The sequence below is a fragment of the Brevibacillus brevis genome (assembly GCF_031583145.1).
In the GTDB taxonomy this organism is placed as follows: domain Bacteria; phylum Bacillota; class Bacilli; order Brevibacillales; family Brevibacillaceae; genus Brevibacillus; species Brevibacillus brevis_E.
Genome location: NZ_CP134050.1, coordinates 5324143 through 5347760, shown reverse-complemented (window position 1 = coordinate 5347760; position 23618 = coordinate 5324143). Strand labels below are relative to the sequence as shown.

At 57.2% G+C, this 23618-nt stretch carries 16 protein-coding genes and 1 pseudogene; 12 read left to right on the top strand and 5 right to left on the bottom strand.

The features are described 5' to 3' along the window. The first annotated feature begins 14 nt into the window (after nucleotides 1-14). From paaC to RGB73_RS26445, 3 genes are read left to right on the top strand one after another with little or no spacing between them, the layout of a single operon-like run. Complete coding sequence (gene paaC, locus RGB73_RS26455) at nucleotides 15-848, top strand: 1,2-phenylacetyl-CoA epoxidase subunit PaaC (RefSeq protein ID WP_310766124.1); 834 nt, start codon at nucleotides 15-17, stop codon at nucleotides 846-848. A gap of 16 nt (nucleotides 849-864) precedes the next feature. Beyond that, nucleotides 865-1365, top strand: coding sequence for a 1,2-phenylacetyl-CoA epoxidase subunit PaaD (paaD, locus tag RGB73_RS26450; RefSeq protein ID WP_310766123.1), 501 nt, complete (start codon nucleotides 865-867; stop codon nucleotides 1363-1365). A 25-nt stretch (nucleotides 1366-1390) separates the two neighbouring features. Continuing rightward, nucleotides 1391-2833 (top strand): NAD-dependent succinate-semialdehyde dehydrogenase, encoded by a 1443-nt coding sequence (locus RGB73_RS26445; RefSeq protein ID WP_310766122.1) that lies wholly within the window; start codon nucleotides 1391-1393, stop codon nucleotides 2831-2833. 56 nt (nucleotides 2834-2889) lie between these two features. Here the strand turns inward: RGB73_RS26445 and RGB73_RS26440 are convergent, their stop codons facing one another. After that, nucleotides 2890-3492 carry a TetR/AcrR family transcriptional regulator gene (locus RGB73_RS26440; protein WP_310766121.1) on the bottom strand — a complete coding sequence of 201 codons (603 nt, stop codon included), beginning with the start codon at nucleotides 3490-3492 and terminating at the stop codon, nucleotides 2890-2892. Nucleotides 3493-3681: 189 nt separating this feature from the next. Between RGB73_RS26440 and RGB73_RS26435 the strand changes: the two genes are divergently transcribed. The 5 genes from RGB73_RS26435 (at nucleotide 3682) to RGB73_RS26415 (ending at nucleotide 7851) form a co-directional block, all read left to right on the top strand. Further along, on the top strand, nucleotides 3682-4224 hold the full coding sequence (locus tag RGB73_RS26435) for a histidine phosphatase family protein (protein ID WP_310766120.1): 543 nt from the start codon (nucleotides 3682-3684) through the stop codon (nucleotides 4222-4224). 138 nt (nucleotides 4225-4362) lie between these two features. Next, nucleotides 4363-5259: a cytochrome c oxidase assembly protein gene (locus tag RGB73_RS26430; RefSeq protein WP_310766119.1), complete on the top strand. Its 897-nt coding sequence runs from the start codon at nucleotides 4363-4365 to the stop codon at nucleotides 5257-5259. Nucleotides 5260-5293: 34 nt separating this feature from the next. Continuing rightward, nucleotides 5294-5752: a DUF420 domain-containing protein gene (locus RGB73_RS26425; RefSeq protein WP_310766118.1), complete on the top strand. Its 459-nt coding sequence runs from the start codon at nucleotides 5294-5296 to the stop codon at nucleotides 5750-5752. Nucleotides 5753-5862: 110 nt separating this feature from the next. Then, nucleotides 5863-6798, top strand: a complete 936-nt coding sequence (cyoE, locus tag RGB73_RS26420; protein WP_310766117.1) for a heme o synthase — start codon at nucleotides 5863-5865, stop codon at nucleotides 6796-6798. 138 nt (nucleotides 6799-6936) lie between these two features. Further along, nucleotides 6937-7851, top strand: coding sequence for a COX15/CtaA family protein (locus tag RGB73_RS26415; RefSeq protein ID WP_310766116.1), 915 nt, complete (start codon nucleotides 6937-6939; stop codon nucleotides 7849-7851). Nucleotides 7852-7963: 112 nt separating this feature from the next. Here RGB73_RS26415 and RGB73_RS26410 read toward each other — a convergent pair whose 3' ends face one another. Together RGB73_RS26410 and RGB73_RS26405 are read right to left on the bottom strand one after the other, a co-directional pair. Then, nucleotides 7964-8794, bottom strand: coding sequence for an MBL fold metallo-hydrolase (locus RGB73_RS26410; RefSeq protein WP_310766115.1), 831 nt, complete (start codon nucleotides 8792-8794; stop codon nucleotides 7964-7966). 43 nt (nucleotides 8795-8837) lie between these two features. Continuing rightward, entirely contained in the window at nucleotides 8838-9572 is a 735-nt protein-coding gene (locus RGB73_RS26405; protein WP_310766114.1) for a hypothetical protein, read from the bottom strand. A gap of 156 nt (nucleotides 9573-9728) precedes the next feature. Between RGB73_RS26405 and RGB73_RS26400 the strand changes: the two genes are divergently transcribed. From RGB73_RS26400 to addA, 4 genes and pseudogenes are all read left to right on the top strand, one after another. Next, a complete protein-coding gene (locus tag RGB73_RS26400) occupies nucleotides 9729-10973 on the top strand; it encodes an exonuclease SbcCD subunit D (RefSeq protein WP_310774557.1) in 1245 nt (414 codons plus the stop codon). Further along, nucleotides 10970-14614, top strand: coding sequence for an AAA family ATPase (locus RGB73_RS26395; protein WP_310766113.1), 3645 nt, complete (start codon nucleotides 10970-10972; stop codon nucleotides 14612-14614). Before RGB73_RS26400 ends, RGB73_RS26395 begins: the two co-directional genes overlap by 4 nt. 15 nt (nucleotides 14615-14629) lie before the next feature. Next, nucleotides 14630-18141: pseudogene (gene addB, locus RGB73_RS26390) on the top strand (helicase-exonuclease AddAB subunit AddB). Then, nucleotides 18107-22033, top strand: a complete 3927-nt coding sequence (gene addA, locus RGB73_RS26385) for a helicase-exonuclease AddAB subunit AddA (protein WP_310766112.1) — start codon at nucleotides 18107-18109, stop codon at nucleotides 22031-22033. The pseudogene addB and the gene addA overlap by 35 nt, the downstream one beginning before the upstream one ends. Nucleotides 22034-22289: 256 nt before the next feature. Here the strand turns inward: addA and RGB73_RS26380 are convergent, their stop codons facing one another. Next, a complete protein-coding gene (locus RGB73_RS26380) occupies nucleotides 22290-23120 on the bottom strand; it encodes an NmrA family NAD(P)-binding protein (protein WP_310766111.1) in 831 nt (276 codons plus the stop codon). Then, complete coding sequence (locus tag RGB73_RS26375) at nucleotides 23117-23509, bottom strand: MerR family transcriptional regulator (protein ID WP_310766110.1); 393 nt, start codon at nucleotides 23507-23509, stop codon at nucleotides 23117-23119. Before RGB73_RS26375 ends, RGB73_RS26380 begins: the two co-directional genes overlap by 4 nt. Between the last annotated feature and the right edge of the window lie 109 nt (nucleotides 23510-23618).

Below are 23618 nucleotides of genomic sequence, written 5' to 3'. Positions count from 1 at the left end.
GGAGGGATTCGATCATGGGCGATCATTTGCCAGTAGATACCGTCGAACAAGCGAAGCAAAACCGGGAATACGCAGCCGCCTTGGCTGATCTCCTCTTCCAGCTCGCCGATGACGATTTCATTTTGGCGTACCGGGGGTCGGAGTGGCTCGGGCTTGCGCCGCATATCGAAGAGGACGTGGCGTTCTCCTCGATGGCGCAGGACATGATGGGACACGCGGTGATGTACTACGAAATGCTGGAGGCACTCGGACTCGGAAGAGCGGACGATATCGCACAGCTGCGGGAGCCGTCCGCCATGCGCAACGCGATTCTGGTCGAGCGCAAAAACGGCTCCGGAGAGTACAGCGAGGATCCGCATTACGATTGGGCCTACGCAATCGTGCGCAGCTACGTGTACGGCCTGCACAAGCAGGTGAGGCTGGAGGCGCTGCAGCAGTCTTCTTTCGCGCCGCTCGCGCAGGTCAGCCGCAAGATGATGACGGAGCACCGCTACCACCTGATGCACTGGCAGGTGTGGCTGAAGCAGCTCGCAAACAGCACGCCGGAAGCCCGCCGCAGACTGGAAGCGGCGATCGGGAAAGTATGGCAGGATGCAGGCGAGCTCAGCGATCTCGGACCAAATGCAGATGCTATTGTGCGCAGCGGACTGATCGCAGGGGAAGAGCTGCTCCGCCAAAAGTGGCTGGATCTTGTGAAAGAGGTTTTCCAAACTGCTGGCTTGAGCTGGCCGGGCGAGCCGGGCAAGGCACCGGAGCGCGGCCGCGCAGGCGAGCATACCGCTGAGCTGGCCCAGGCGCTGGCGACCTTGTCCGAAGTGTACCGGATCGATCCGGCGGCAAGCTGGTAACGAAGGGATGATCTGCATGGCGCAAGAGATGACAGAGCGGCAAGACTCGCTGGAAGCGGCATGCTGGGAGCTGCTACAAGAGGTCAAGGATCCGGAAATTCCTGTGATCAGCATGGTCGAAATGGGCATGATCCACAAGGTCACCGTCAAGGCGGGCATCGCAAGGGTGGAAGTGCTGCCTACGTTCGTAGGCTGTCCGGCGCTGGAAATCATGAAGAAAAACATAGGGGAAAAGCTGACGGAAAAGGAGGGGATCGACGACGTAGAGGTCCTCTTCGTCTACGATCCCCCATGGACCTCCGACCGCATCCAGATCGATGCCCGGGGCAAGCTGCGCAGCTTTGGCATTGCGCCGCCGCCGCTCGGGATCAAGCCGGGGGATCCGTGGGAGGTCGCTTGTCCTTACTGCGATTCTCCGTATACCCAGATGGAAAACCTGTTTGGCCCGGCAGCCTGTCGCAGCATTTTGTATTGCCGGCACTGCAAAAATCCGTTTGAGGCTCTAAAACCTATCTAGTGAGAGAATGAGAGGAGCGAGTGTCATGGGAGAGTACAAGCACATGTATATCAATGGGGAATGGGTATCCGCCGAGAGCGGGGAAACGCTGCAGATCGTCAGCCCGGCGACTGGAGAGACTGTCGGGACTGTATCGTTCGGTGACGAGCGCGACGCCAAAAAAGCGATCGACGCCGCGCACGAGGCTTTTGCCGGCTGGTCCCGCCTGACCGCTCGCGAGCGTTCCAAATACTTGTACACGTTGTCCGAACTCGTGAAAAACAGCCGGGATGAGCTGGCGGGCATCATCTCCGCCGAAATGGGCAAGCCGATCGGCGAAGCCAAGGGCGAGGTGCTTGGCGCCGCCGACAATTTTGTCTGGTACGCGGAGGAAGCCAAGCGTGTCTACGGCGAAACTATCCCGTCTTCCGTGGCAAACAAGCGGATCATGGTGCTTCGCCAGCCCGTCGGTGTCGTCGGAGCGATCACGCCGTGGAACTTCCCGGTCAACATGGTCGCCCGCAAAATCGCTCCGGCGCTGGCTGCAGGCTGCACAGTGGTGCTGAAGCCGGCAGAGGGCACGCCGCTCTCCGCCATCCGTCTGTTTGAGCTGATCGAACAGGCCGGCTTCCCGAAAGGCGTCGTCAACCTCGTGATCGGCAAACCGGAAGCGATCGGGCAGGAGTTCATCGACAATCCAAAGCTGAGCAAGATCGGTTTTACCGGTTCGACCCGCGTCGGCAAGCTGCTCATGGAAGGGGCAGCAAAACAGGTCAAGCGCGTCAGCATGGAGCTCGGCGGACATGCGCCGTTCATCGTCTTCCCCGATGCCGACCTGGATGCGGCGGTAAAGGGGCTGTTTGAGAGCAAATTCCGAAACTCCGGACAAATGTGCATCTGCACCAACCGTCTGTACGTGCATGAGGATGTCGTCGATGCCTTTACAGAGAAGCTGGTAGAGAGACTGAAAAAGGCAAAAGTGGGAGACGGCCGCCTGAAGGAGACCGAGATCGGCCCGCTGGTAAACGAACGAGCATTAAACAAAGTGCTGGAGCACATCGAGGACGCGAAGGCGAAGGGCGGCCAGGTCGTACACGGCGGAGCCCGCTTGACGGAAGGCGACTACGCGAAAGGCTTCTACTGCGAGCCGACCGTGATCACGAATGTGACGGACGAGATGAAGATCGCGTATGAGGAGACGTTTGGCCCAGTAGTGCCGATCGTCCGCTTTACCGATGAGGCTGCGGTAGTGCAGCAGGCCAACAACACCCGCTACGGACTCGCCGCCTATGTCTACACCCGCGACAACCAGCGCTGCTTCCGCATGGCCGAGCAGCTGGAGTACGGCATCGTCGGCATCAACGACGGTTCGCCTACCCAGACACAGGCTCCGTTCGGCGGATTCAAAGAGAGCGGAATCGGGCGCGAAGGCGGCCGCTACGGAATGGATGAGTATCTGGAGACAAAATTCGTATCGTTCGGACTGTAACCCTAAAAAAGAGGCTATCCCAACCGTAGAACTGCTACGAAAGGGATGGCCTCTTTTTATTCGTGTTCCTTTGTCAGTCCTTCGGAGACGTAATCGATTATTTTTTCCATGACGAGCGGAAACAGAGTTTCACCGAACTTGTCTTTATGCAAACGCAGCAGCATGACCGCTTTCATGATACCGACGATGAGCTGCGGGTCGCCATTGGGCAAGACACCCCGTTTGATCAAGCGGTTGACAGCCTCCACGCCATGCTCGACATCCTGGCTCTGCCATTCTTCGTGAAGCGCCTTGGGAAGCTTGCGAATGACTCTTTCATACTCCCCGTCCTGAAAGAGGAAACGGAAAAAGGGGTTTTCCTCGACGAGCTCCAGAGATTTGTGAAAAAAAGCGCGGATCAGCTGCTTGGGGGGTAGGTCCTCGCGGAAGAGCTGCATCAGCACATTTGCCCGGACTTCTTCTTCCTGCTTTAAAATGACGTAAAAAAGCTCTTCTTTGGAGGAGAAGAACCGGTAGAACGACCCTTTCGCGATCCCGCAGGCATGTACGATGTCGTCTATGCTCGTTTTGGCCAGTCCGTATTGGATGAACAATTCTCTTCCTTTGTTCAGCAGACTTTTGCGAATTTGATCCTTTTCGGTTTCCGAGAATTTGGGCATGGAATCAACTCCTGTGTGGTCCTGTGACTAAACATTTACTTTTAGTCATAAAAAAGGTACAATTACATCCATCTTACCCAGCAATGGGTGGGAAGTAAATGTCGGCTGCTTGCCATGCAGCTTTTTCTTTTTAAATATATATGACTATATGAACGATAAAAGTCATAAAAGACGAAAGGGTGGACGAGAATGAAGATCGGTTTGGTGCGTCATTACAAAGTTAAGAAAGGGTTTCCTGAAAAAAGGTGGCTGACGTATGGGGAACTCGCTCAATGGTTTCGGGAATACGATGAGGCGGATATCGAAGAAGAGGCTACCGATTTGCAGGGAATTCAGTGGGGGAAATGCTATGCCAGCGACCTGCCTCGCGCCTCTCGTACTGCCAAAGCCATCTATGAAGGGCCGATTGCATATACGGATGAACTGCGTGAAATTCCCCTTCCGCACTTCAAGCTGCAAATGCGTCTACCGTTTCTGTGCTGGGCAATCATCGTCAGGCTGTCCGCCTATCTGTCCAGGGACACCCGTGAGAAAATAGCAGAAGGAGAAAAGCGGATCGGGGCGATTCTCGACAGAGTGATAGAAGAGGGGCACGACACTCTCATCGTCAGCCACGCCGCGCTCATGATGTACATGAGAAAGGAACTGCGCAGACGGGGATTTGTGGGTCCGTCGTATCGGACTCCTGCCAATGGGAAGCTGTATTTGTTTGAGCGGAAAAAGACGCATTGACAAAGAAGCGGCTGCTTTGTTTTTCCGTGCCATTTGTCAACACTTTGTTCATTTTTAACCGGGAAAGATCAGAGGAACAACGGTATAATGAAGAATGTATAAAGAGGGCACCCTTTCTAGTATGAAGGGAGGATATTCATGGATAGTCAGCAACACCTGCACGGCTTGTCATCAGGCGCGGGAGGCGCATCCTTTTCCGATTTGTGGAGCCCGGATGTGATGCTACTCGTTTTGCTCATCGCGGTCGCCTACTTTTCGCTGACAGGACCGCTGCGCCACAGGTTTGCCCAGGCGGCGCCGGCAACCGTCAAACAAAAGAGCTTGTTTGTTTTCGCGTTGATTTTGTTTTACGCGGCACAAGGGAGCCCTATCAGCTATTACGGCCATCATTACCTGTTTAGTCTGCACATGCTGCAACAGTCGATCTTGTACTTTACCTTGCCGCCACTCGTGTTGTTGGCATTGCCGGAGTGGCTCTTGGAAAAGATGTTTCAACCCAGATGGCTGAAGGCCCTGCTCAGGGTTGCGACCCATCCGTTGATGGCTGCCCTGCTGTTTAATACACTGTTTTCCTTCTACCATGTTCCGTTTATTTTTGACGCAGCTGCGCTTCATCACGAGTGGATGACAGTCTATCACGTCGTGCTGCTTTTCGCCGCCTTCTCCATGTGGTGGCCGATCGTAAGCCCGCTGTCGGAAAGCAAACAGCAGCTGGCGGGTCTGAAAAAGCTCGCGTACATATTTGCGAACGGCGTCTTGATCACTCCGGCTTGTGCGCTGATCATCTTCGCCGAAAACCCGCTGTACGCGACGTACATGAACGTGCCGCAGCTGTTCCCGAGCCTGAATACCTTCAGCGACCAGCGACTGGGCGGGATCATCATGAAGCTCATCCAAGAGCTCGTCTACGGATCCGTTCTTGCCTATGTCTTCTACAACTGGTATAAACAGGAGAAGCAGGACGACTTGCCGATGGAGCAGCCGCAGGGAGCGATTTTGATGAACACGTCTGCGGCAAAAGAAGGCGGCGTGTAAAAAAGAGACAGAATTTGTGAATGAGGTGTAGGATATGCACATCTTGTTGCCTACGATCAGCACGTCGTTTATCGTCATCAGCGGCATCCTGGTCGCCTTTGGATGGTACGCGATTGCGAAGCGACAAATAGAAAAACATATGAAACTCATGAAATGGGCGGCCGTTTGCGCGACGATCTTTTTCCTGGTCTACGTCTCCCGGACGGCATTCGTGGGGAACACGCATTTCGGCGGGCCGGACAGTCTGAAACCGATCTATCAGACTTTCCTGATCTTCCATATCACACTCGCAACGATCGGCGGAATTATGGGTCTCATCACCCTCCGATACGGCTACAAGAAAGACTACGCCAAGCACAGAAAGATCGGTCCGTGGACGTCGATCATCTGGTTTATTTCGGCAATTACCGGGGCGACGGTATACGTTTTGCTCTACCTGATTTACCCCGGCGGAGAGACGGCTGGCGTCCTCGACGTCATCTTCGGCCGATAGGGAAGCGCTGGGGCGAGTTGACTTGCCTCGCGACTATTGGCTACAATGAAAGTTAGTTTGTCTACTGCAAATTCGGATGTTCAGATAGATTCAGACAGGAGGAACAAGATGTGGACCAGCAAGTAAGCATGCAGGAATCGCTCGAAGCCGATACTGCCTTGCAGGCACAACCGGTAGAACAGGCAACCTGGCGCGACTACGTACAACTGACGAAGCCTGGCATTACCATGTCCAACCTGATGACCACATTCGCTGCTTTATGGATGGCATCCTACGGTTTTCCGGATTGGAAACTCGCGATCTTTACGATGCTCGGAACTGCTTTGGTGATCATGTCAGGTGCGACATTGAACAACTTTTACGACCGTGATTTGGACAAAAAAATGAAGCGGACCCAAAACCGTGCGCTTGCGGCCGGGCGAATTTCGCCGCGCAATGCGATCCTTCTCGGAATCGGGCTGCTCCTGATCGGATTGGCCGTACTCGCGGTGTTTGCCAACCCGCTGGCTGCGGTATGGGGCTTGATCGGTCATATTTTCTACGTACTGATCTATACGCCGTTGAAGCGCGTGACGACTTTGAATACCGTCATCGGGGGCATTTCAGGCGCGGCTCCCCCCGTCATCGGATGGGTGGCAGTGACCAACAACATGGATCCGGCGGCTTGGCTGCTGTTCCTTATTTTGTTCCTGTGGCAGCCGCCTCACTTCCTGGCGCTGGCCATGCTGAAAACGGAAGAATACCGGGCGGGGAATTTGCCGATGCTACCTGTTGTCAAAGGGTTTGCGGAAACCAAGCGGCAAATGGTGCTGTGGGGCTCCGTTCTGTTCCCGGCGTCCCTGCTGCTCTTCATTCATGGCAGCGTAGGCTACGTCTACCTGATTGTCATGGGGATCATGGGGCTCGTCTACATGGTGCTGTTGTTCCAAGGCTTCCGTGCCAAGGACGAACTGGCGTGGGCGCGCAAGCTGTTCGGCTATTCCATACTGTACCTGACCGTCTTTTGCGCAGCCGTTGTCATCAGCACAATGGTGTACCATTATTGACACGAAACACTCACCAAATGTTCACGGAACATCCCTTGCTTAGCAGGGGATGTTTCATTATCGTAAGAGGGGACAACGCAAGAGGTCTTCACTGATAAGGCAGACCTCCATCCTCACAGGAAACAGGGTGTATTCACTATGGAAAAATGGCTGAAACCTCTCGCCGTGATCGCGACTCTGGTCATGTTTGTCGTCATGATCGCAGGGTCGCTTGTAACGAAAACGGATTCCGGATTAGGATGCGGAAATGACTGGCCGCTTTGCAATGGCAAATGGGTACCGGAGTACACGTTGGCTTCGATCATTGAATACACGCATCGCTTGATTACGGGAATTGCCGGCATCGTCGTCATTCTTTTCTCGGTGCTTTGCTGGCGCTTTTACCGGGGCAACAAAGAAGTGCGCAACCTGGCCCTCTTCGGCTTGTTTTTTATCGCGCTGGAATCGATCCTCGGGGCGTCTGCCGTGATTTGGCCGCAGTCGTCGGCTGTGCTGGCCTTGCACTTCGGTTTTTCCTTGCTGGCGTTTACCGGGGTGTTCTTGCTCACAGGGTTCGTGCTGCAGCGCGACAAAATGGAGAGCATGGTGCAGGGCCCCGTCACCGGAGGCTTTCGCAACTGGATCTGGTTCGTCGCCCTGTATACGTACGGAGTAGTTTACCTGGGGGCGTACGTTCGCCATACCGGTTCGAGCATGGCCTGCAGCGACTGGCCGCTGTGTGAGGGCAAGCTGATACCTGAGCTGTCTGGCCAAGTGGGGATCCAGTTCACCCACAGGCTCGGCGCGATGCTGCTGCTGATCCTGCTGCTCGTGAACTTGATCTACGCCGTGAAGCATTTCAAAGAGACACGCCGCGACCTGTTCGGAGCCAGCATCATCGCTTTTGTCCTCGTGGTGCTGCAAGTGTTCAGCGGAGGCTTTGTGGTACTGTTCAAGCTGCATCTGTACGCGACGCTCCTGCACTCGATGATTATTACCATCTTGTTCGGGGTCATCTGCTACATGTGCTTGCAGTCGCTGAAGTCACCGCGTCCGAACGTACCAAGAAAATAACTGCTGGCTGCCTTAAGCCAAAAAGCCGCTTGTCCCGTTACCCAGGGCAGGCGGCTTTGTTGTACAGACAGGAATGTAGAAAACGTCAAAAATCATATCGTAGCCAGGTTTTCTAATTCGCTGATCTGTCTGTGTATTCGCTGCGGATAATGCGGACATTTTCCTTGTGGGATTCCTGAGTGGAAGGGGAGAAAAAGGCGTGCTCCTTTTCCATTTCTGAGATCGCGGCTTCGTCGCCCGCCATGACGGCTTGGGTCAGTCTCTCCAGATGGTCCAAAGCCAGATGCGCGCGCCTCCTCATCTCCACCTGGCTGCCGGTAGCAAGACCGTGACCGGGAACAAGCAGCTGAACCTCGTGTCGCTCCACGATCTTCAGGGCTTTTTGCACAGTGTGCTTGTAGCTCTTGGCGCTGTCGTAGAGGAAAGGCAGCTCGAAGTCAGAGAGGTAGTCGCCGGCGACAAAAACACCGAGGGGCTCGATGACGGTAAACAAACCGTCTGCGGAATGACCGGGAGCCAGGTAAAAGTGCAAGGTCGAACCTCCGAGCGTGAGCTGCCAGGCATCTTCGGCAATGGAAATGTCCAGCTCGGGAAATTCGATCGGATAATCCCTGGTCAAATAGTAGGTCGCATCGAACTCGCGTATGAGATGGAGCTTGTGTTCTTTCTTGGGATGATTTCGAAGCCCGATGCTGCCGACGGTCTTCGCGTCGGGAAAGGCCCGGTACCCGATGATATGATCGAAGTCCCCGTGCGTGAACAGCAGGTAGAGCTCTTTGTTTCCTCTGATGGTTTCGACGTAGTTCTGGATTTCCCGGACTTCGTGGGGGAGCCAGTTCGGATCCACGATGACGATATGTTCGTCCAGCGAAATGACGGTGGACGTCGTTTGGAACAAAGCGCTTTGAAAGACGGTGACATACTCCGTGCGGTATTGAATCATGGCGGGACTCTCCTTTGCGTGTTCCTTTCGGGTTGCGTTTCAATCAGCGGGAGCTTTTCTCTTGGAAGGTACCGTTCTCCCAGGTGAGAATTTCGAGCTTCGTGACAGGAGCGGCGGGAAGTGGCTGGCCGCTGTCCGGATCCAGCTTCAGTAGCGTCTGCCAGTAGTAGAGGATGGGCGGGCTTTCCGAATCGACCAGCTGGTAGCTTCCGACTGTGCGGTACGCATTGCCACCCGTCTCGTACGCGGTCTCCTGCAGAGTGCCGCTCCACGCTTCGATGAGGTTGCCGTTGTCCAGGTACCACAAGTGAGCCTCGTACACGACAATCCCGGTGCCTCCGGTATGGTTGATCGTCTCAAACAATCGTTTGCCGGCGATTCTACCCACTTGATCGGGGTCTGAACGATTCCATCCCGATCCTTCCTCGTAGCTGGTGATGTCCCAGCGCTTCATTTGGAGCTGCGGCACGTTCCACCTTTTCTCGGCGATCAGTGCATACTGATGGTCCGAACGACGGTCGAGAACGTAAAAGGTGCCGATGTGAACCGAACTGTTTTCCTTGGCGACAATCTCGAGATCATCGTCCTCGTCAAGATTGACGTATTGATAGGAAAAAGAATCGGTCGATGCTTTTTGCTGGGCGGAGGCGTTGATCCACGAGATGATTTGCTGTTTGTCTGCTTCAGGGGGGGAGGAAGCCTGGATGGGCGTGCTTGCTTGGGCGAGCCCGGGCATGACAAACCATGCTGCGATCGTAAATAAAAGGTGCCAGCGCATAATGGGCAACAGTCTCCTTTCATGCCGGATTAGTAGAAAGACGAAGGCAGCCAGCAAAAAGTTACCGTGAAGTGGAGTAAATTGTAGGCCGCGTTCTCCGCTGTCTTTTGCTACAATAAAAAGCAAACACATGATCGTGAGGAAAGGGTGAAAGACTTGCGCATTTTACATACGGCCGATTGGCACTTCGGGCGGCAGCTGGAAGGCCGGGATCGGCGGGCAGAGCAAGCGGCGTTTGTGGACGAGCTGTGCAGGATCGCGGACGAGCGGCACGTCGATCTGGTACTCATCGCGGGCGACGTGTACGACTCCGTCAATCCGCCTGCATGGGCGGAGGAGCTGTTTTACGAGGCGTTGGAGCGTCTGTCCTCCGAGGGGAGGCGCGGCGTGGTCGTCATTGCGGGCAACCACGATCAGCCCGAGCGGGTCAGGGCGGCAGCGCCACTGGCGATGAAGCACGGGATCGTTTTGCTGGGTCTGCCGAAAGAAGCGCCGCTTACGCCGGAGGAGACAGCGGAAGGACGCGTGCGGATTGTCAACGGGGGTCCGTCTTGGCTGGAGCTCTCCGTGCCGGGGTGCGATCACCATGCGGTCGTGCTGGCGTTGCCGTATCCGTCGGAATCCCGGCTGAAAGAGCTGTTGTCCGAGAGCTTTACCCAGGAACAGATGCAGCTCGCTTTTTCCGAGCGGATCGCAGCGCTGCTGTCGGAGCTGTCCGGCCATTTTCGCGACGATACCGTCAATCTGATCACCAGCCATCTGTTTGTGATGGGCGGGCTCGAGACGGATTCGGAGCGCCCCATCCAGATCGGCGGAGCTATGACCGTCTCGCCGCTCGCTTTCCCTGAAAAGGCCGACTATGTGGCGCTCGGCCACTTGCACCGCCTGCAAAAGCTCAGGGACAAGCCTCTGGTTCGTTACAGCGGATCACCCTTGTGCTACAGCTTTTCCGAGGCGGGGCAGAGCAAGGCGGTCGTGCTGGTCGATGTCGTGCCAGGGGGCGAGGTGCAGGAGGAGATTGTGTACCTGACGAGCGGACGTCCACTCACGAAGTGGAAGGCCACGGAAGGCATCGCACAGGTAGAGCGCTGGCTGGCGGAGGGCCGCGACGCCGGGGCCTGGATCGATCTGGAGCTGCACGTGTCGGATGTGATTGACCCGGCAGAGTTTCAGCGGCTTCGAAAAATGAGCGACGATTTTCTCAAGATTCAGCGCGTGGTAGTCCGAACCGATCAGGAGGAAGACGACCGGGCCCAGCGCGTGGAGCTGACCGAGCTGACGCCGGATCAGCTGTTCAGACGCTTCTATGAGCGAAAGCGGGGAGCGCAGCCGGATGAGCGGCTGGTCGCGATGTTCCAGCGTTTGCTGGCAGAGACGGGCGGAGAGGAGGAAGAGCAGTGAGACCGATACGATTGAAGCTGTCGGGAATGCACAGCTACCGGGAATTGCAGGAAGTCGATTTCGAAATCCTGTGCCAGGCCGGACTGTTCGGGATATTTGGTCCGACGGGAAGCGGGAAATCCACCATTTTGGACGCGATCACACTCGCGCTCTACGGGCAGGTGGTCCGCCTGGGCGGGGGGAACCACCCGAAGGAAGTGCTAAATCAGCTCGAACAGCGCGTCTTAGTTTCCTTTACCTTCGAGCTGGGCAAGGACGCGGATCGCAAGCGCTATACCGTAGAGCGGGAATTCGGCCTGGACAAAAAGGGGAACAAGCGCCAGCCGGAGGTGCGCCTGATCCAGTCAGGTGACTTGACCGGCGAACCGGATGTGGTGCTGGAATCCAAGGCGACGGCGGCTACTGCGGCGATCGAAGCGTTGATCGGACTGACCCTGCAGGATTTTACCCGCGCCGTCGTGCTGCCGCAGGGGCAGTTTTCCCGCTTTTTGACACTGAAAGGCAGCGAGCGCAATGAGATGCTGCAACGGATGTTCCGCCTGCATATCTATGGCGAAAAGCTGAGCGAGCGCGTTCGGAACGCGCTGGAGCAGGTGAAGGAACAGATGCACCGCTTGCAGCTGGAGGCGGCTACGCTGGGAGATGCCGGGTATGAAGCGCTGGAGTTCGCGAGGGAGACATGGGCGGAAGCAGCGAAAAAGGAGCAGGAATACGCGCGGCAAAAGCAGGAGCTGGCAGGCAAGCTGAAGGAGCTGGAGCAGGTGCATCAGTGGCAGCAGGAGCTGGGGCGCGTGCAAGAGCAGCTGCAGGAGTACGCTGCCCGGCAGCCTGAGATCGAGTCGTGGCAAGCGCGCATTCGCGGCTGGGAGTCCAGCATCCGGCTGTGGCCGCTCGTGCAGCAGTGGGAGCGGTTGGACCGGGAATGGCTGGCCACCGGTCAGGCCGTGGAGCGCAGCAAGGAGGAGCAGGAGCGCGCCCGTGCCATGCTGGAGTCCGCAGAACAGCATTTTCAGGATGCCCAGACGGCCTTGCTGTCCCGGGAGCCGGATTTGCTCGAGCAAAAAGGCCGGTTGGCTCAGGCGGAGGAATGGGAAGCCGAGCTGGCGGCGATCCGGGAAGAGTGGACACGGCTCGAGCGGGAAAAGAGCGAAGTGCTTGCGGCTCTGGCCCAGACAGAAGAGCAGCTTGTCCGGGACGAGCAGGCACTGCAAGCGTGGGAGCTGGAGTGGAAAAGGCTGGATGAGCAGATGAAGCAGGCAGTCGTCACTCCGGAATGGCGCGAGCAGGTGACGGCATCCAGAGAGGCCAGGCAGCACTGGGAGCGGGAACACGCCAAGCTGCAGGAGCTGCAAAAGGAGGTCGCTGCGGCCGAGCAGCAGCTTCAGGAGGTATCCCGGCAGGCGCAACAGCACCGCCAGAATTGGGAGGCAAGCGCCAAGCGGCTGGAGCAGGCAAAAGAATTGGCTTCTGCGGAAGCCCCCCAGATCCTCTCCGATGACGAGTGGGAGCGGGCCAGATCGGTTCTGAATGAGATGAAGCAAGTGGGCCGCCAGTGGCGGGAGCTGTTGCAGCAGTCTGCTGATTGGCAGAGCCGTTGGGAAAAGACTGCCGGAGAAAAGCGGCAGGCTGAGGCCCGCTGGAGCGCGCTGCTGGCTGACAGCGAAGAGAAGGACGCACAAGTCGCGAGGCAACAGGTTCTTTGTCAGGAACTGCGCGAGGCTTGGGAGCGTTGGCAGCAGGAAAACATGGCCCGCTACTTGCGCGAGAGGCTTGCGGACGGGGAAGAATGCCCCGTCTGCGGTTCCGTCCATCATCCGCGGGAAGGACAGCACAGCGGCAGCGAGGAGTCGCGATCGGAAGGCGAGTCGCTGCGGGAGAGAATCAAGACTGCGGAAGAATCGCTGCGCGAAGCCGAGCGGCTGGCCAGACTGGCGAAGGAAGCTCTGCTCACCGCCAAGGGAGAGCAGCTCGCTTTCGAAGATCGGCTGACTTCATTGCAGGGGGAGCGGGAGTCGCTGGAAGTCCGGCTGGAAACAATCAAAAAGGAGTGCAGCGGACACGGGGAAACATGGGCCGTGGAATCGTTCGAGGAGCTGCTCGCTGTGTACCAGCGCGAGGAAAAGGAGCTGGCGGCGAAGCAGGAGCAGCGGCAGCGTGCTCGGGAAGAGCGGGAGCGGCTGCTGCAGCAGCTCGAGTCATTGCGCGAGGAAGAAGCGGAGCAAAAGCGGCTGCTGGAGCGCAGCGACCTGATTCTCGAGCAGCTGGGAAAATCGATATCCGATGGGAAAAGCCGCATGCAGGCGGCAGAGGAAAAGGTCTTGCGGGCGTCTGAAGAGCTGGATGCCAAGCGCAAAGACTTGCGGATAGAAGAGATCGAGCGGCATTACGAGGAAATAGGCAGACGCGATCGTCAAATGGCCGGGCTGCAAAGCGTCCGTGCGGAAAAAGAGCAGCTTCGCGGCAAGCTGCAGGCCCAGTGCGAGGCAACAAGGGCGAGCCGGAGCGAATGGAAGGCCCGGGAAGCGTCCGTCGCCGAAAAGCTCGACGACCGAAAGCGCATGTGGGAGCAAAAGCACGCGCAATGGCTGGAGCGGACCGGTGGACAGCCTGCCCGCGAGCGGCTGAGACTGATCGAGGAGACGATCGCCGGGTTGCGCGAGGCGGTAAGCGCGGCGGAAGCAAAACGAAAAGAGACGGCTGCCGTGCGCGAGTCGGCCCAAAACAACCTGCTCAAGCATACGGAGGCGTACGCCGTTTTGACGCGCCAGCGGGCTGAAGCGCATGAGGCTTTGCAAAGCGCTTTGGCAGAGAGCGGAATGGCGACAGTCGAGGAAGTCCGGCAATGGTATGCAGAGCGCGAGCGGCTCCCCGAGGCCGTCCAGCTGGTCGAGTCATTCGAGCGGGCGCGCGACCAATTGCGCTATGAGGAAGGCCGGCTCGTACAAAGCTTGGCCGGACGTACGGTATCCGGCGAGGAGTTTTTGTCGGCCAAACAGGAGTGGGATGCGTGGGAGCAGACCTTCCAGGAGGTGCAAAAGCAGGTAGCTGTGGCCAAAGAGCAGGTAGACCGGATGGAGAGCAATCACGAAAAATGGCTGGAGCTGGAAAAAGAGCTGGAGGAACAGCAGGATGAGCAAAGCAGGCTGGAGGAGCTGAAAAAGCTGTTCGAAGCCAAGGCCTTTGTCCAGTTCATTGCTGAGGAAAAGCTGGCGACCATCGCGCGGGACGCGTCGTACCACTTGAAGCGGATGACCGCCGGGCGCTACGCTCTCGAAATCGGAGATGAAGGCGAGTTTGTCCTGCGCGACGAGGGAGCGGGGGGCATGCGTCGACCTGTGAGCACGCTGAGCGGCGGAGAGACGTTCCTGACCTCGCTCTCGCTGGCGCTTGCCTTGTCGATGGAGATCCAGATGCGCGGCGGGCGGCTGGAGTTCTTCTTCCTGGACGAAGGCTTCGGTACGCTGGACCCGGATTTGCTGGAAGTGGTCATGGATGCGCTGGAACGTCTGCGCATGGACGACTTTGCGATCGGCGTCATCAGCCACGTGCCGGAAATCCGTCTGCGGATGCCGCGCAGGCTGATTGTCACGCCTGCTGAGCCGATGGGAGCGGGCAGCAGGCTCCATCTGGAAATGGAATAGCGAGGAGAGAAAAACATGGCAGTCCAATTTGTTCTGGGGCGTGCGGGGAGCGGGAAAACGACAGCGATCCATCAGCAGATGCACCGGAAAATTTCAGAGCGGCGAAAAACGGATCCGTTCGGATCGCCGATGATCCTGCTGGTCCCGGAGCAGGCCAGCTTTCAGGAGGAGTACGCCCTGGCGACCTTGCCGGGGCTGGACGGGGTCATCGGGACCCAGGTTCTGAGCTTTGGCCGGCTGGCGCATCGCTTGCTGCAGGAGCTGGGAGATTTGACGCTGGTTCCCGTGGATGATCTGGGCAAGCATATGGTCTTGCGCATGCTTTTGGAGCGGCACAAGGAAGAGCTGCAGATGTTTGCGCGCTCGGCCTCGCAGCCAGGCTTTGCCTCGCAGCTCGGACGATTGATCAGCGAGTTCAAGTCGTACGGCGTGACGTTGGCCCATTCGGAGAACCTGGAATGGGGCAGCGCCAACCTCAATCAAAAAATGAACGACCTGCGGCTGATCCTGGATGCGTACGAGGCGTATTTGGCAGACGGGTACTGCGACGCCGACGACATGCTGAACCGGGTGGCGGTCATGGTCCCCGACTCCGCCTACATCAGGCGGGCGGAGGTGTTCATCGACGGCTTTACCGGCTTTACCAATCAGGAGCTGCGTCTGATCGAGCAGTTGATGATCCACGCCCGGAAGGTGACGATCGCACTCTCGCTCGACCCTGCCCAGCGGTATGATGCAGTCGACGAGCTGGGCTTGTTCCACCCGACCTTGCGTACATATCAGGCGCTGGAGCTGATGGCGCGGGAAGCGGGTGTCGCCATCGAACAGCCGGTTCTCCTGGTAGATACTGTGCGTTTTGCGGAAAGCCCGTGGCTGCAGCATCTGGAGCGGACCTATTTTCAATGGGGAGATCCGGGAGCGGCGCCTGAGCCGAGCCGGCCGATGGAGGTAGCCTTGCTGTCGGCGGCGAACCGGAGAGCCGAGGTAGAGGCGGTCGCGCTGCAAATCCTGCAGCTGGCTCGCGAGGAAGGCTACCGCTGGAAGGATATGGCCATTCTGCTGCGAGAAATCGGCACGTACGCGGATGAAATCAGCTCGGTTTTTACGGATTACGGAATTCCGCACTTTCTCGACCACAAGCGTACGGTTATGCATCATCCGTTGGTCGAGCTCGTCCGCTCGGCCCTCGAAGTCATCGTGACAAGGTGGCGGTACGATGCGGTATTTCGCTGCCTGAAGACCGATTTGCTGTCGCTGGATACGCTGGGCGACGACGAGTCTCGCCGGGACGTGGACTTCCTGGAGAATTACGTCCTGGCCCACGGCGTCTTCGGTTCCCAATGGGGGGACGAGTCAGCCTGGAGCTTCCGGGGAGCGGCCGGGGCGCAGGATGACGGCAGAGCCGACGAGCTTCGCCGCAAGTACGCCTCCCCACTGCTTGCCTTTGAAAAGGAAATGAAGCAGGCTGCTGGCAAGAATGTCAGGGAAATGACGGCAGCCTTGTACAATCTGCTGGCCTCGCTCGATGTCCCTGGCAAGCTCGAGCGCTGGCAGCGGCAAGCCGAGGAAAAGGGCGACCTGGATGCGGCGCAGGTGCACGGCCAAGTGTGGAGCGGGCTGATCGAGCTGATGGACCAGGTGGTGGAAGTCATGGGCGAAGAACAGCTGGACCTCGCCACCTACGCGCGCGTGCTCGACAGCGGCCTGGAGACAATCGAGCTCGGGCTTGTCCCGCCCGCTCTCGACCAGGTGCTGGTCGGGTCCATGGAGCGTTCGCGCCAGCCGGATGTCAAGGCGTTGTTTCTGCTCGGCGTAAATGAAGGCGTCATTCCGCTGCGGCCGAAGGAGGATGGCATCCTCGATGAAGCGGAGCGCGAACGGCTCGCCGAGCTGGGGATCGAGCTGGCTCCCGGCGCGAGACAGCGGCTGATGGCGGAGCCGTATCTGCTTTATCAGGCCATGACGAGACCTTCCGAGCGGCTGTTGCTGAGCTGCGCCCTGGCCGATCACGAAGGGGCAGCCCTTCTGCCGTCATCGGTATTTTCGCGGGTAAAGGAGGTTCTCCCCGCCGTCGAGCACCCGTTTTTCCACAATGAGCCGACGGGAGATCCAGAGACGGACTCCTTTTTGCTGGGCCATCCGCGACGGGTGTTCAGCCACTTGCTGACTCTCCTTCGCGCGATGAAGAAGACGGGAGAGCTGCCTGGCTTCTGGTGGGAAGTGTACGACTGGTACATCCGTCACTCCGGCGAGGAAGCGAGAGAGAAATGGCTGCTATCGGGCTTGCGTTACGCGAATTTGCCGTCCGAGCTGCGAACGGAGACAAGCCTCGGCTTATATGGCCAGCAGCTCAGGATGAGCGTGTCCAGGCTGGAACGCTTTCAGTCCTGTCCGTTTTCCCATTTCTCCTCCCACGGACTCAGGCTGTCCGAACGGACGTTGTACAAGCTCGAGCGATTTGACGTCGGTGAGCTTTTCCACGCCTCGCTGAAGAGAGCCGTGGAAAAAATGAACGAGGAAAACCTGGAGTGGAGCAGGCTCACGGAAGGCAGCAGCATGCAGCTGGCCAACGATGTAGTGGAAGAGCTCGTCCCGGCTACAAGAAGCAGCATCTTGACGCGGACTGCCCGCTACCGCTACCTGTCCGGAAAGCTGAAGCGGGCGGTGGGACGGGCGATCTACGTGCTTGGCGAGCACGCCAAGCGAAGCCGCTTCGCACCAGTCGGACTGGAGGTTTCCTTCGGGCCGAATGGCGATCTGCCGGGACTTTCGCTCCAGCTGGAAAACGGGGTGGACCTGCAGCTGATCGGCCGAATCGACCGGGTGGACCAATCCCTCGATGGCGACGTGCCGTACTTGCGCGTCATCGACTACAAGTCCAGTCCCAAGCAGCTGCAGCTCTCGGATGTATGGAACGGCCTCAACCTGCAGCTCCTGGTCTATCTCGACGTCGTGGTCGCGAATGCGGAACAATGGCTGGGGAAAAAAGCGGAGATGGGCGGCGTTTTCTATTATCAGGTGGCGGATCCGTTTGTTACCGCAAAACGGCTGCTTTCCTCCGAAGAGGCTGCCCGGGAGCGCGCCAAGCGGCTCCGTATGAAAGGGCTGATGCTGGCCGATCCGAGCTTGCGAGGATGATGGATGCCCAGGTCGAGCAAGGGGCGTCAGAGCTCGTCCCCTTTGAGATCAAGAAGGACGGCACGCTCTCTTCGCGTTCGTCGGTAGCGACTGCCGAGCAGTTTCAGGCGCTGACTTCGTTTGTGCGCGATACGGTGAAGGAGATCAGCACGAGAATGACAGACGGCGACATCCATATCGCACCGTATTCCAACGGGACGATGACGGCCTGCGATTACTGCTCGTACAAACCCGTATGCCAGTTTGACGGGGAAACGGGCGGCAATCAGCACCGCATACTCACGAAATGGAACAACAAGCAAATCTGGAGCATGCTGGAGCAAAAACAGCAGACAGGAGAGGAGGAAGCGTCCAATGACGACCGTACAGCTCGCACCGGCCAAGCCTGAGCAGTGGACAGACGAACAGTGGCAGGCGATCACGCGCAGGGGAAACAATCTGCTCGTGGCTGCGGCCGCCGGCTCCGGAAAAACATCTGTCCTGGTAGAGCGAATCATCCGCCGGATCATGGATGAGACGGAGCCGATCGGCGTGGATCAGCTTCTGGTGGTGACCTTTACGAATGCCGCAGCGGCGGAAATGCGGCACCGGATCGGCGATGCCTTGCGAAAAGCATTGAAGGAAGACCCGCATTCCGCCCATTTGCGCCGGCAGCTGGCGCTCCTGCAACGTGCCACCATTACGACCCTGCACTCGTTTTGCCTGGGTATTTTGCGGCAGTATTACTACTTGATCGATCTCGATCCGGATTTCCGCATCGCCGATCAGCTCGAGGGGGAGCTCCTGAGGCAGGATGTCCTCGAAGAGCAGCTCGAGGGCTGGTACCAGGACGACGCCGACTTCCGCGCATTGGCAGATGTCATGCTGGACGGACAGGACGACCAGATTTTGGCGACATTGCTTCTCAGGCTGTACGAGTTTTCGCGAAGCCATCCGGAACCGGCCCGCTGGCTGGAGGAAGCGGCGGACATGTTTGCCGCTGCCGGCAAAGACAGCCTGGATGAGCTGAAATGGGCGCAAAGCGTGCTCCGTTCGCTGGAGCTGGAGCTGGCGGGACTGGAAGGAAAAATGCGCCGTGCTGTCATCCTCGCTGCGTCGCCGGAAGGCCCTGCCGCCTATTTGCCGCTGCTGGAGGCAGAGGCGACTGCGCTGGGGCTGGCGAACCAGGCATGCCGGGTTGGCTGGGAAGCAGCGTGCCAAGCGGTGCATGGAGTGGTTTTCGCCAAACTGCCTCCCGTGAAAGGGACGGATCCGGATGTCAAGGAGCAGGTTCAGGAGCTGCGCAACAGTGTGAAAAAAGCGCTGTCCGAGCTCGCCGAGCAGTACTTTTCCATGTCTGCGGAGCAATACGTGGCGGATTTGCACGCGCTGGCGCCGCACATGCGCACACTCTCCCGTCTGGTGACCGAGTTTGCGGAGGCGTTCCAGCAGGAGAAGCGCTCCCGATCGATTGTCGACTTCGGCGATTTGGAGCACCTCGCCCTTCGCGTGCTGACGCAAAAGCGGGAGGACGGGACCATCGAACCGTCGGCGGTGTCCATGCAACTTCGTGAACAATTCGCCGAGGTGTTGGTGGACGAGTATCAGGACATTAATCTGGTGCAGGAGACACTGCTGCAGATGGTCTCGCGCGACGTCGATACGAATGGCGCAGCCAACCGTTTCATGGTTGGAGACGTCAAGCAGAGCATTTACCGCTTCCGTCTCGCGGAGCCCAAGCTGTTTCTGGAAAAGTATCTCACCTACCAAAAGGACGGAGAGGGCGGATTGGCGGCGGAAGGCAAAACGCCGCTTCAGGGTAACGATACGGATGGAGCACTCGAGAGCCTGGATCAAATCCTTTCCGCAGAAGGCGCAGGAGGTGAAGGCACTTCCAAACCGGCGGGACTGCGCATCGATCTTGCCGCCAACTTCCGCAGCAGGCGGGAAGTGGTGGATGCGGTCAACTTCCTGTTCCGTCAGATCATGTCCCCTGGTGTGGGCGAGATTGATTACGATCCGTCGGCCGAACTGATCAATCGGGCCTCTTATCCCGATGCCGAGGAAGGTCGCTTGCAGGCAGAGGTTCATCTGATCGATCGGAAAGGCAGCGATACTGAGGAAAGCTCCTCGGCTTCGGCTGAAGGCAGCGAAGATGCGGAAGGAGCAGGCATCCCGGGCCCCGCGGCTGAGGCTGTGGAAGAAGCGAGCGTGGCCCAGCTGGAGGCGAGACTGATCGCGCGCCGCATTCGCCGCTGGATGGAGCCGGGGGAAGGGGAGCGGCCTCTGCTGGTCTTCGACAAGAAGGCTGGAGGGATGCGTCCGTTAGCGTACCGCGACATCGTCATTTTGCTGCGTGCCACCTCGGGGTGGGGCGAGACGATGAAGGAGGAGCTGAGCGCTTTGGGGATTCCTGTCTACGCGGAGCAGACAGCCGGCTACTTCGCAGCGACGGAAGTGGAGACGATGCTCTCCTTGCTGCGTGTCATCGACAATCCGCTGCAGGACATCCCGCTGGCTGCGGTCCTCCGCTCTCCCATCGTCGGGCTGAGGGAAGAAGAGCTGGCGCAGATACGAATTCAATACACATCCGGTCCGTTTCACCAGGCCGTATTCCAGTACGCAGATGAACAGCCGATTGTGGCCAGCTGGGAGAAAAGGCTGCGCGCCTTTCTCTTTCGGCTGCGGGAATGGCGGACGCAGGCGCGGCGCAGGGCTTTGTCGGAGCTCCTGTCCATCCTGTACCGGGAGACTGGATATCTGGATTACGTGGCGGCTCTGGAAAACGGTCAGCAGCGCCAGGCCAATCTACGGGCCTTGTACGATCGCGCCCGTCAATACGAGGCAGGGTCGTACCGGGGGCTGTTCCGGTTTTTGCGCTTTGTCGACCGGCTTCAGGAAGCCGGCAATGATTTGGGCGAAGCCCGTACGATCGGAGAAAACGAAGATGTCGTCCGCATCATGACGATCCACAAGAGCAAAGGCCTCGAGTTTCCCGTCGTGTTTGTGGCGGGGATGGGCAAGCAATTCAATACGATGGATCTCAAGAGCCAGTTCTTGCTGCACAAAGATCTGGGCTTCGGTCCGATGGCGTTCGAGCCTGCCCTGCAGCTCCGCTATCCGAGCCTCGCAGCATTGGGCATCCGCCAGCAGCTGAGGCGGGATATGCTCGCAGAGGAGATGCGCGTCCTGTACGTGGCATTGACTCGTGCACGAGAGAAGCTGGTCCTGCTCGGCACTGCCAAGGATTTGGCCAAAAGCGTCGCCGATTGGGGCCGGCAAGGTGACGGAGAACGCTTGAGCGACGAAGACTTGATCGGAGCCAAAGGCTATCTCGATTGGGTCGGCAGAGCGCTGCTGCGCCATCCTCTGTCAGGACCGCTCAGAGCCTACCCCCAGGAGCAGGGAACGGGTGAGATGGTCCGGGTGCGGTCGGTCCCGGACGATTCCGAGTGGTCGTTCCATTTTTACAAGGCGGACGAGCTGCTGGAGCAGACAAATGCGGATGCCGATCAAGACGCCATTTGGGAGCGGCTGAGCAGGCGGGAGGAAATCCCCGAACGGCAGGCAGATCCTGCGCTGAAGGAAAGGATTGAGCGCAGTCTGGGGTGGCGCGATCCCCACCCGATTGCTCCGCGTGTCGCAGCGAAGTGGACGGTCAGCGAATTAAAGCGCCAGGTGAAGACGGGAAAGGGCGGTTCACCGGTCATTCTGCCTTCCATTACGGAAAAACCGAAGTTTTTGACGGAGAAAAGCTCAGCGCGGCTGAGCGGTGCAGAGAAGGGTACCATTACTCACTTGTTGATGCAGCACCTCGATCTCGGAAGGCCGCTGGACGAAGAGGACATCCGGGAGCAGCTGGCCGACCTGGCTGCCCGCCGCTTTTTGACAGAAGAGCAGGTGGGCGCCGTCAACGTCGGACAGATCGCCCGATTTTTCGCCGATCCGTTGGGGCAAAAAATGAAGCAGGCGAAGGTTGTGCATCGCGAGCTTCCCTTTACCATGACGATTCCTGCCTACGAAGTAGAGCCTGAGCTCGGACCGGATTCTCGGGAGCAGGTGATCGTTCAGGGGGTGATCGATTGCCTGCTGGAAGATGCAGACGGTCGTCTGGTCTTGATTGATTTCAAGACGGACTGGATCGCGCAAGAGGCTTCGCCATCTGTGATCGCGGAAATTACCAAACGGTACGAAGGGCAGATCAAGCTTTACGTCCGTGCGATTCGGCAAATTACCAAAACCGAGCGGGAGATCGACAGCTATTTGTACCTGCTCGCAGGAGGCTTTGCCGTAAACGTGTAGTAATGAAACAAAGCGACGCTGGTCATGCTCATGACTGGCGTTTTTGCTTTTCACCCACCTTTTTTCTTTCGGCTTTTTTCGCCTGATCGTTGTCCAGAGATAAATAATAAAGTTGTAGACTGCCTCATTGAACTTTCGAACCCGTTAGCGGAACAATTCGAAGTTCACCCCTTGCGCGGACGAACCCCTGACCTCACCGCTGCCAACGATGCATTCGGACACGTTTGTCTATTTCATTCCCTCAAAGATAATAGATTTAAGAGATACCCAAATTTATAAAAAGTCCTGCATTCTCCTTAACCCACTCTGCGAAAGTATACGGCTTGTGTCCTGTTACTTCCTCAACTGTCGGCAAAACCGTATAAGCAGATTTAGGCGGATTAAGGTGCCAACTAATTACGTAATCAATTGCATCCTCCTGAACACCCATTCTTCTCATCTGTTCACGTTCTTCTTCTTCAGAGCTCTCAATAAATTGAATTTCACGTCCGATAACCTCACTAATTATCCGGACTTTATCTTGAACCGACAAACTCTCAGGACCCGTTAGTGTATATATTTTACCTGCATGACCTTCCTCAGTTAGTGCAACCGCTGCGACCCGTCCAATATCCGCTTCATGAACAGAAGCAATTCGTGATCCTCCAAACAGATCTCGAACAACCCCTTCAGAGCGTATTGAGTTCGCCCATTTTCGTGCATTTGCCATAAATTCAAAGGCTTGAAGTTGAGTCCACTCCAGACCACTTGCCTCAACTGCCATCTCAAAAGGGCCTTTCTCGCCATTCCATAAAATGGTAACCCTGCGCACCCCAGCCTTCTCAGCAAGTTCAACGATTTCTGGACCCGTTTGTAACGGGGTATATTCAGCGCCTGTTGTAATTAAATGCATGCCGCTTATGCCAACCAACGCAGAAATTAGCGTACTTGGATCACTTAAATCTCCCGCGACAACCTCTACATCATTAGGAAGATTGGCTTGCAGCGGATTACGTGTCAATGCACGTACCTTTTGCCCCTTTTGAATAAGTTGGTCCACGACGTGTCGCCCTACGGTTCCCGTTGCCCCTGTAACTAATATAGTCACCCGTTTTCCTCCTCCCGTTTTTGTACCATCTGATTGATTTTTTCGGCCAAATTGAACTTCGCTTCGGTTAATGCAGCTATTTTTTGGTTGATCTCATGCATTTTCGACTGATACATAAGCAGTAATTCCTCACAATAGACGTCCTTATCTTTATGCTCCTGCTGCTCAGGATATTTGCAGAAGATGATGTCTCGAATTTGTTCCGTTGTCAGCCCTAAACCTAGATAAAGTTGAATTGCGTTTATGGAATCGATCACCTTTTCGTCATATTCCCTGTAATTATTTTCTTGACGAGATGCTTTGATCAATCCTTTCTCCTCATAATAGCGAATCGACCGGGCGCTAACGCCGGTTATTTTTCTTACCTTTCCTATCTTCAAAACGATCACCTCACAGATTTGGAGCACTACATTTATTATAAAGTTTCACATTAGTGTAAAGGTCAAGAAAGAAGGTTAAATAAAAAACAGCCACCTCAGGGGATGGCCCTTAGTCTAG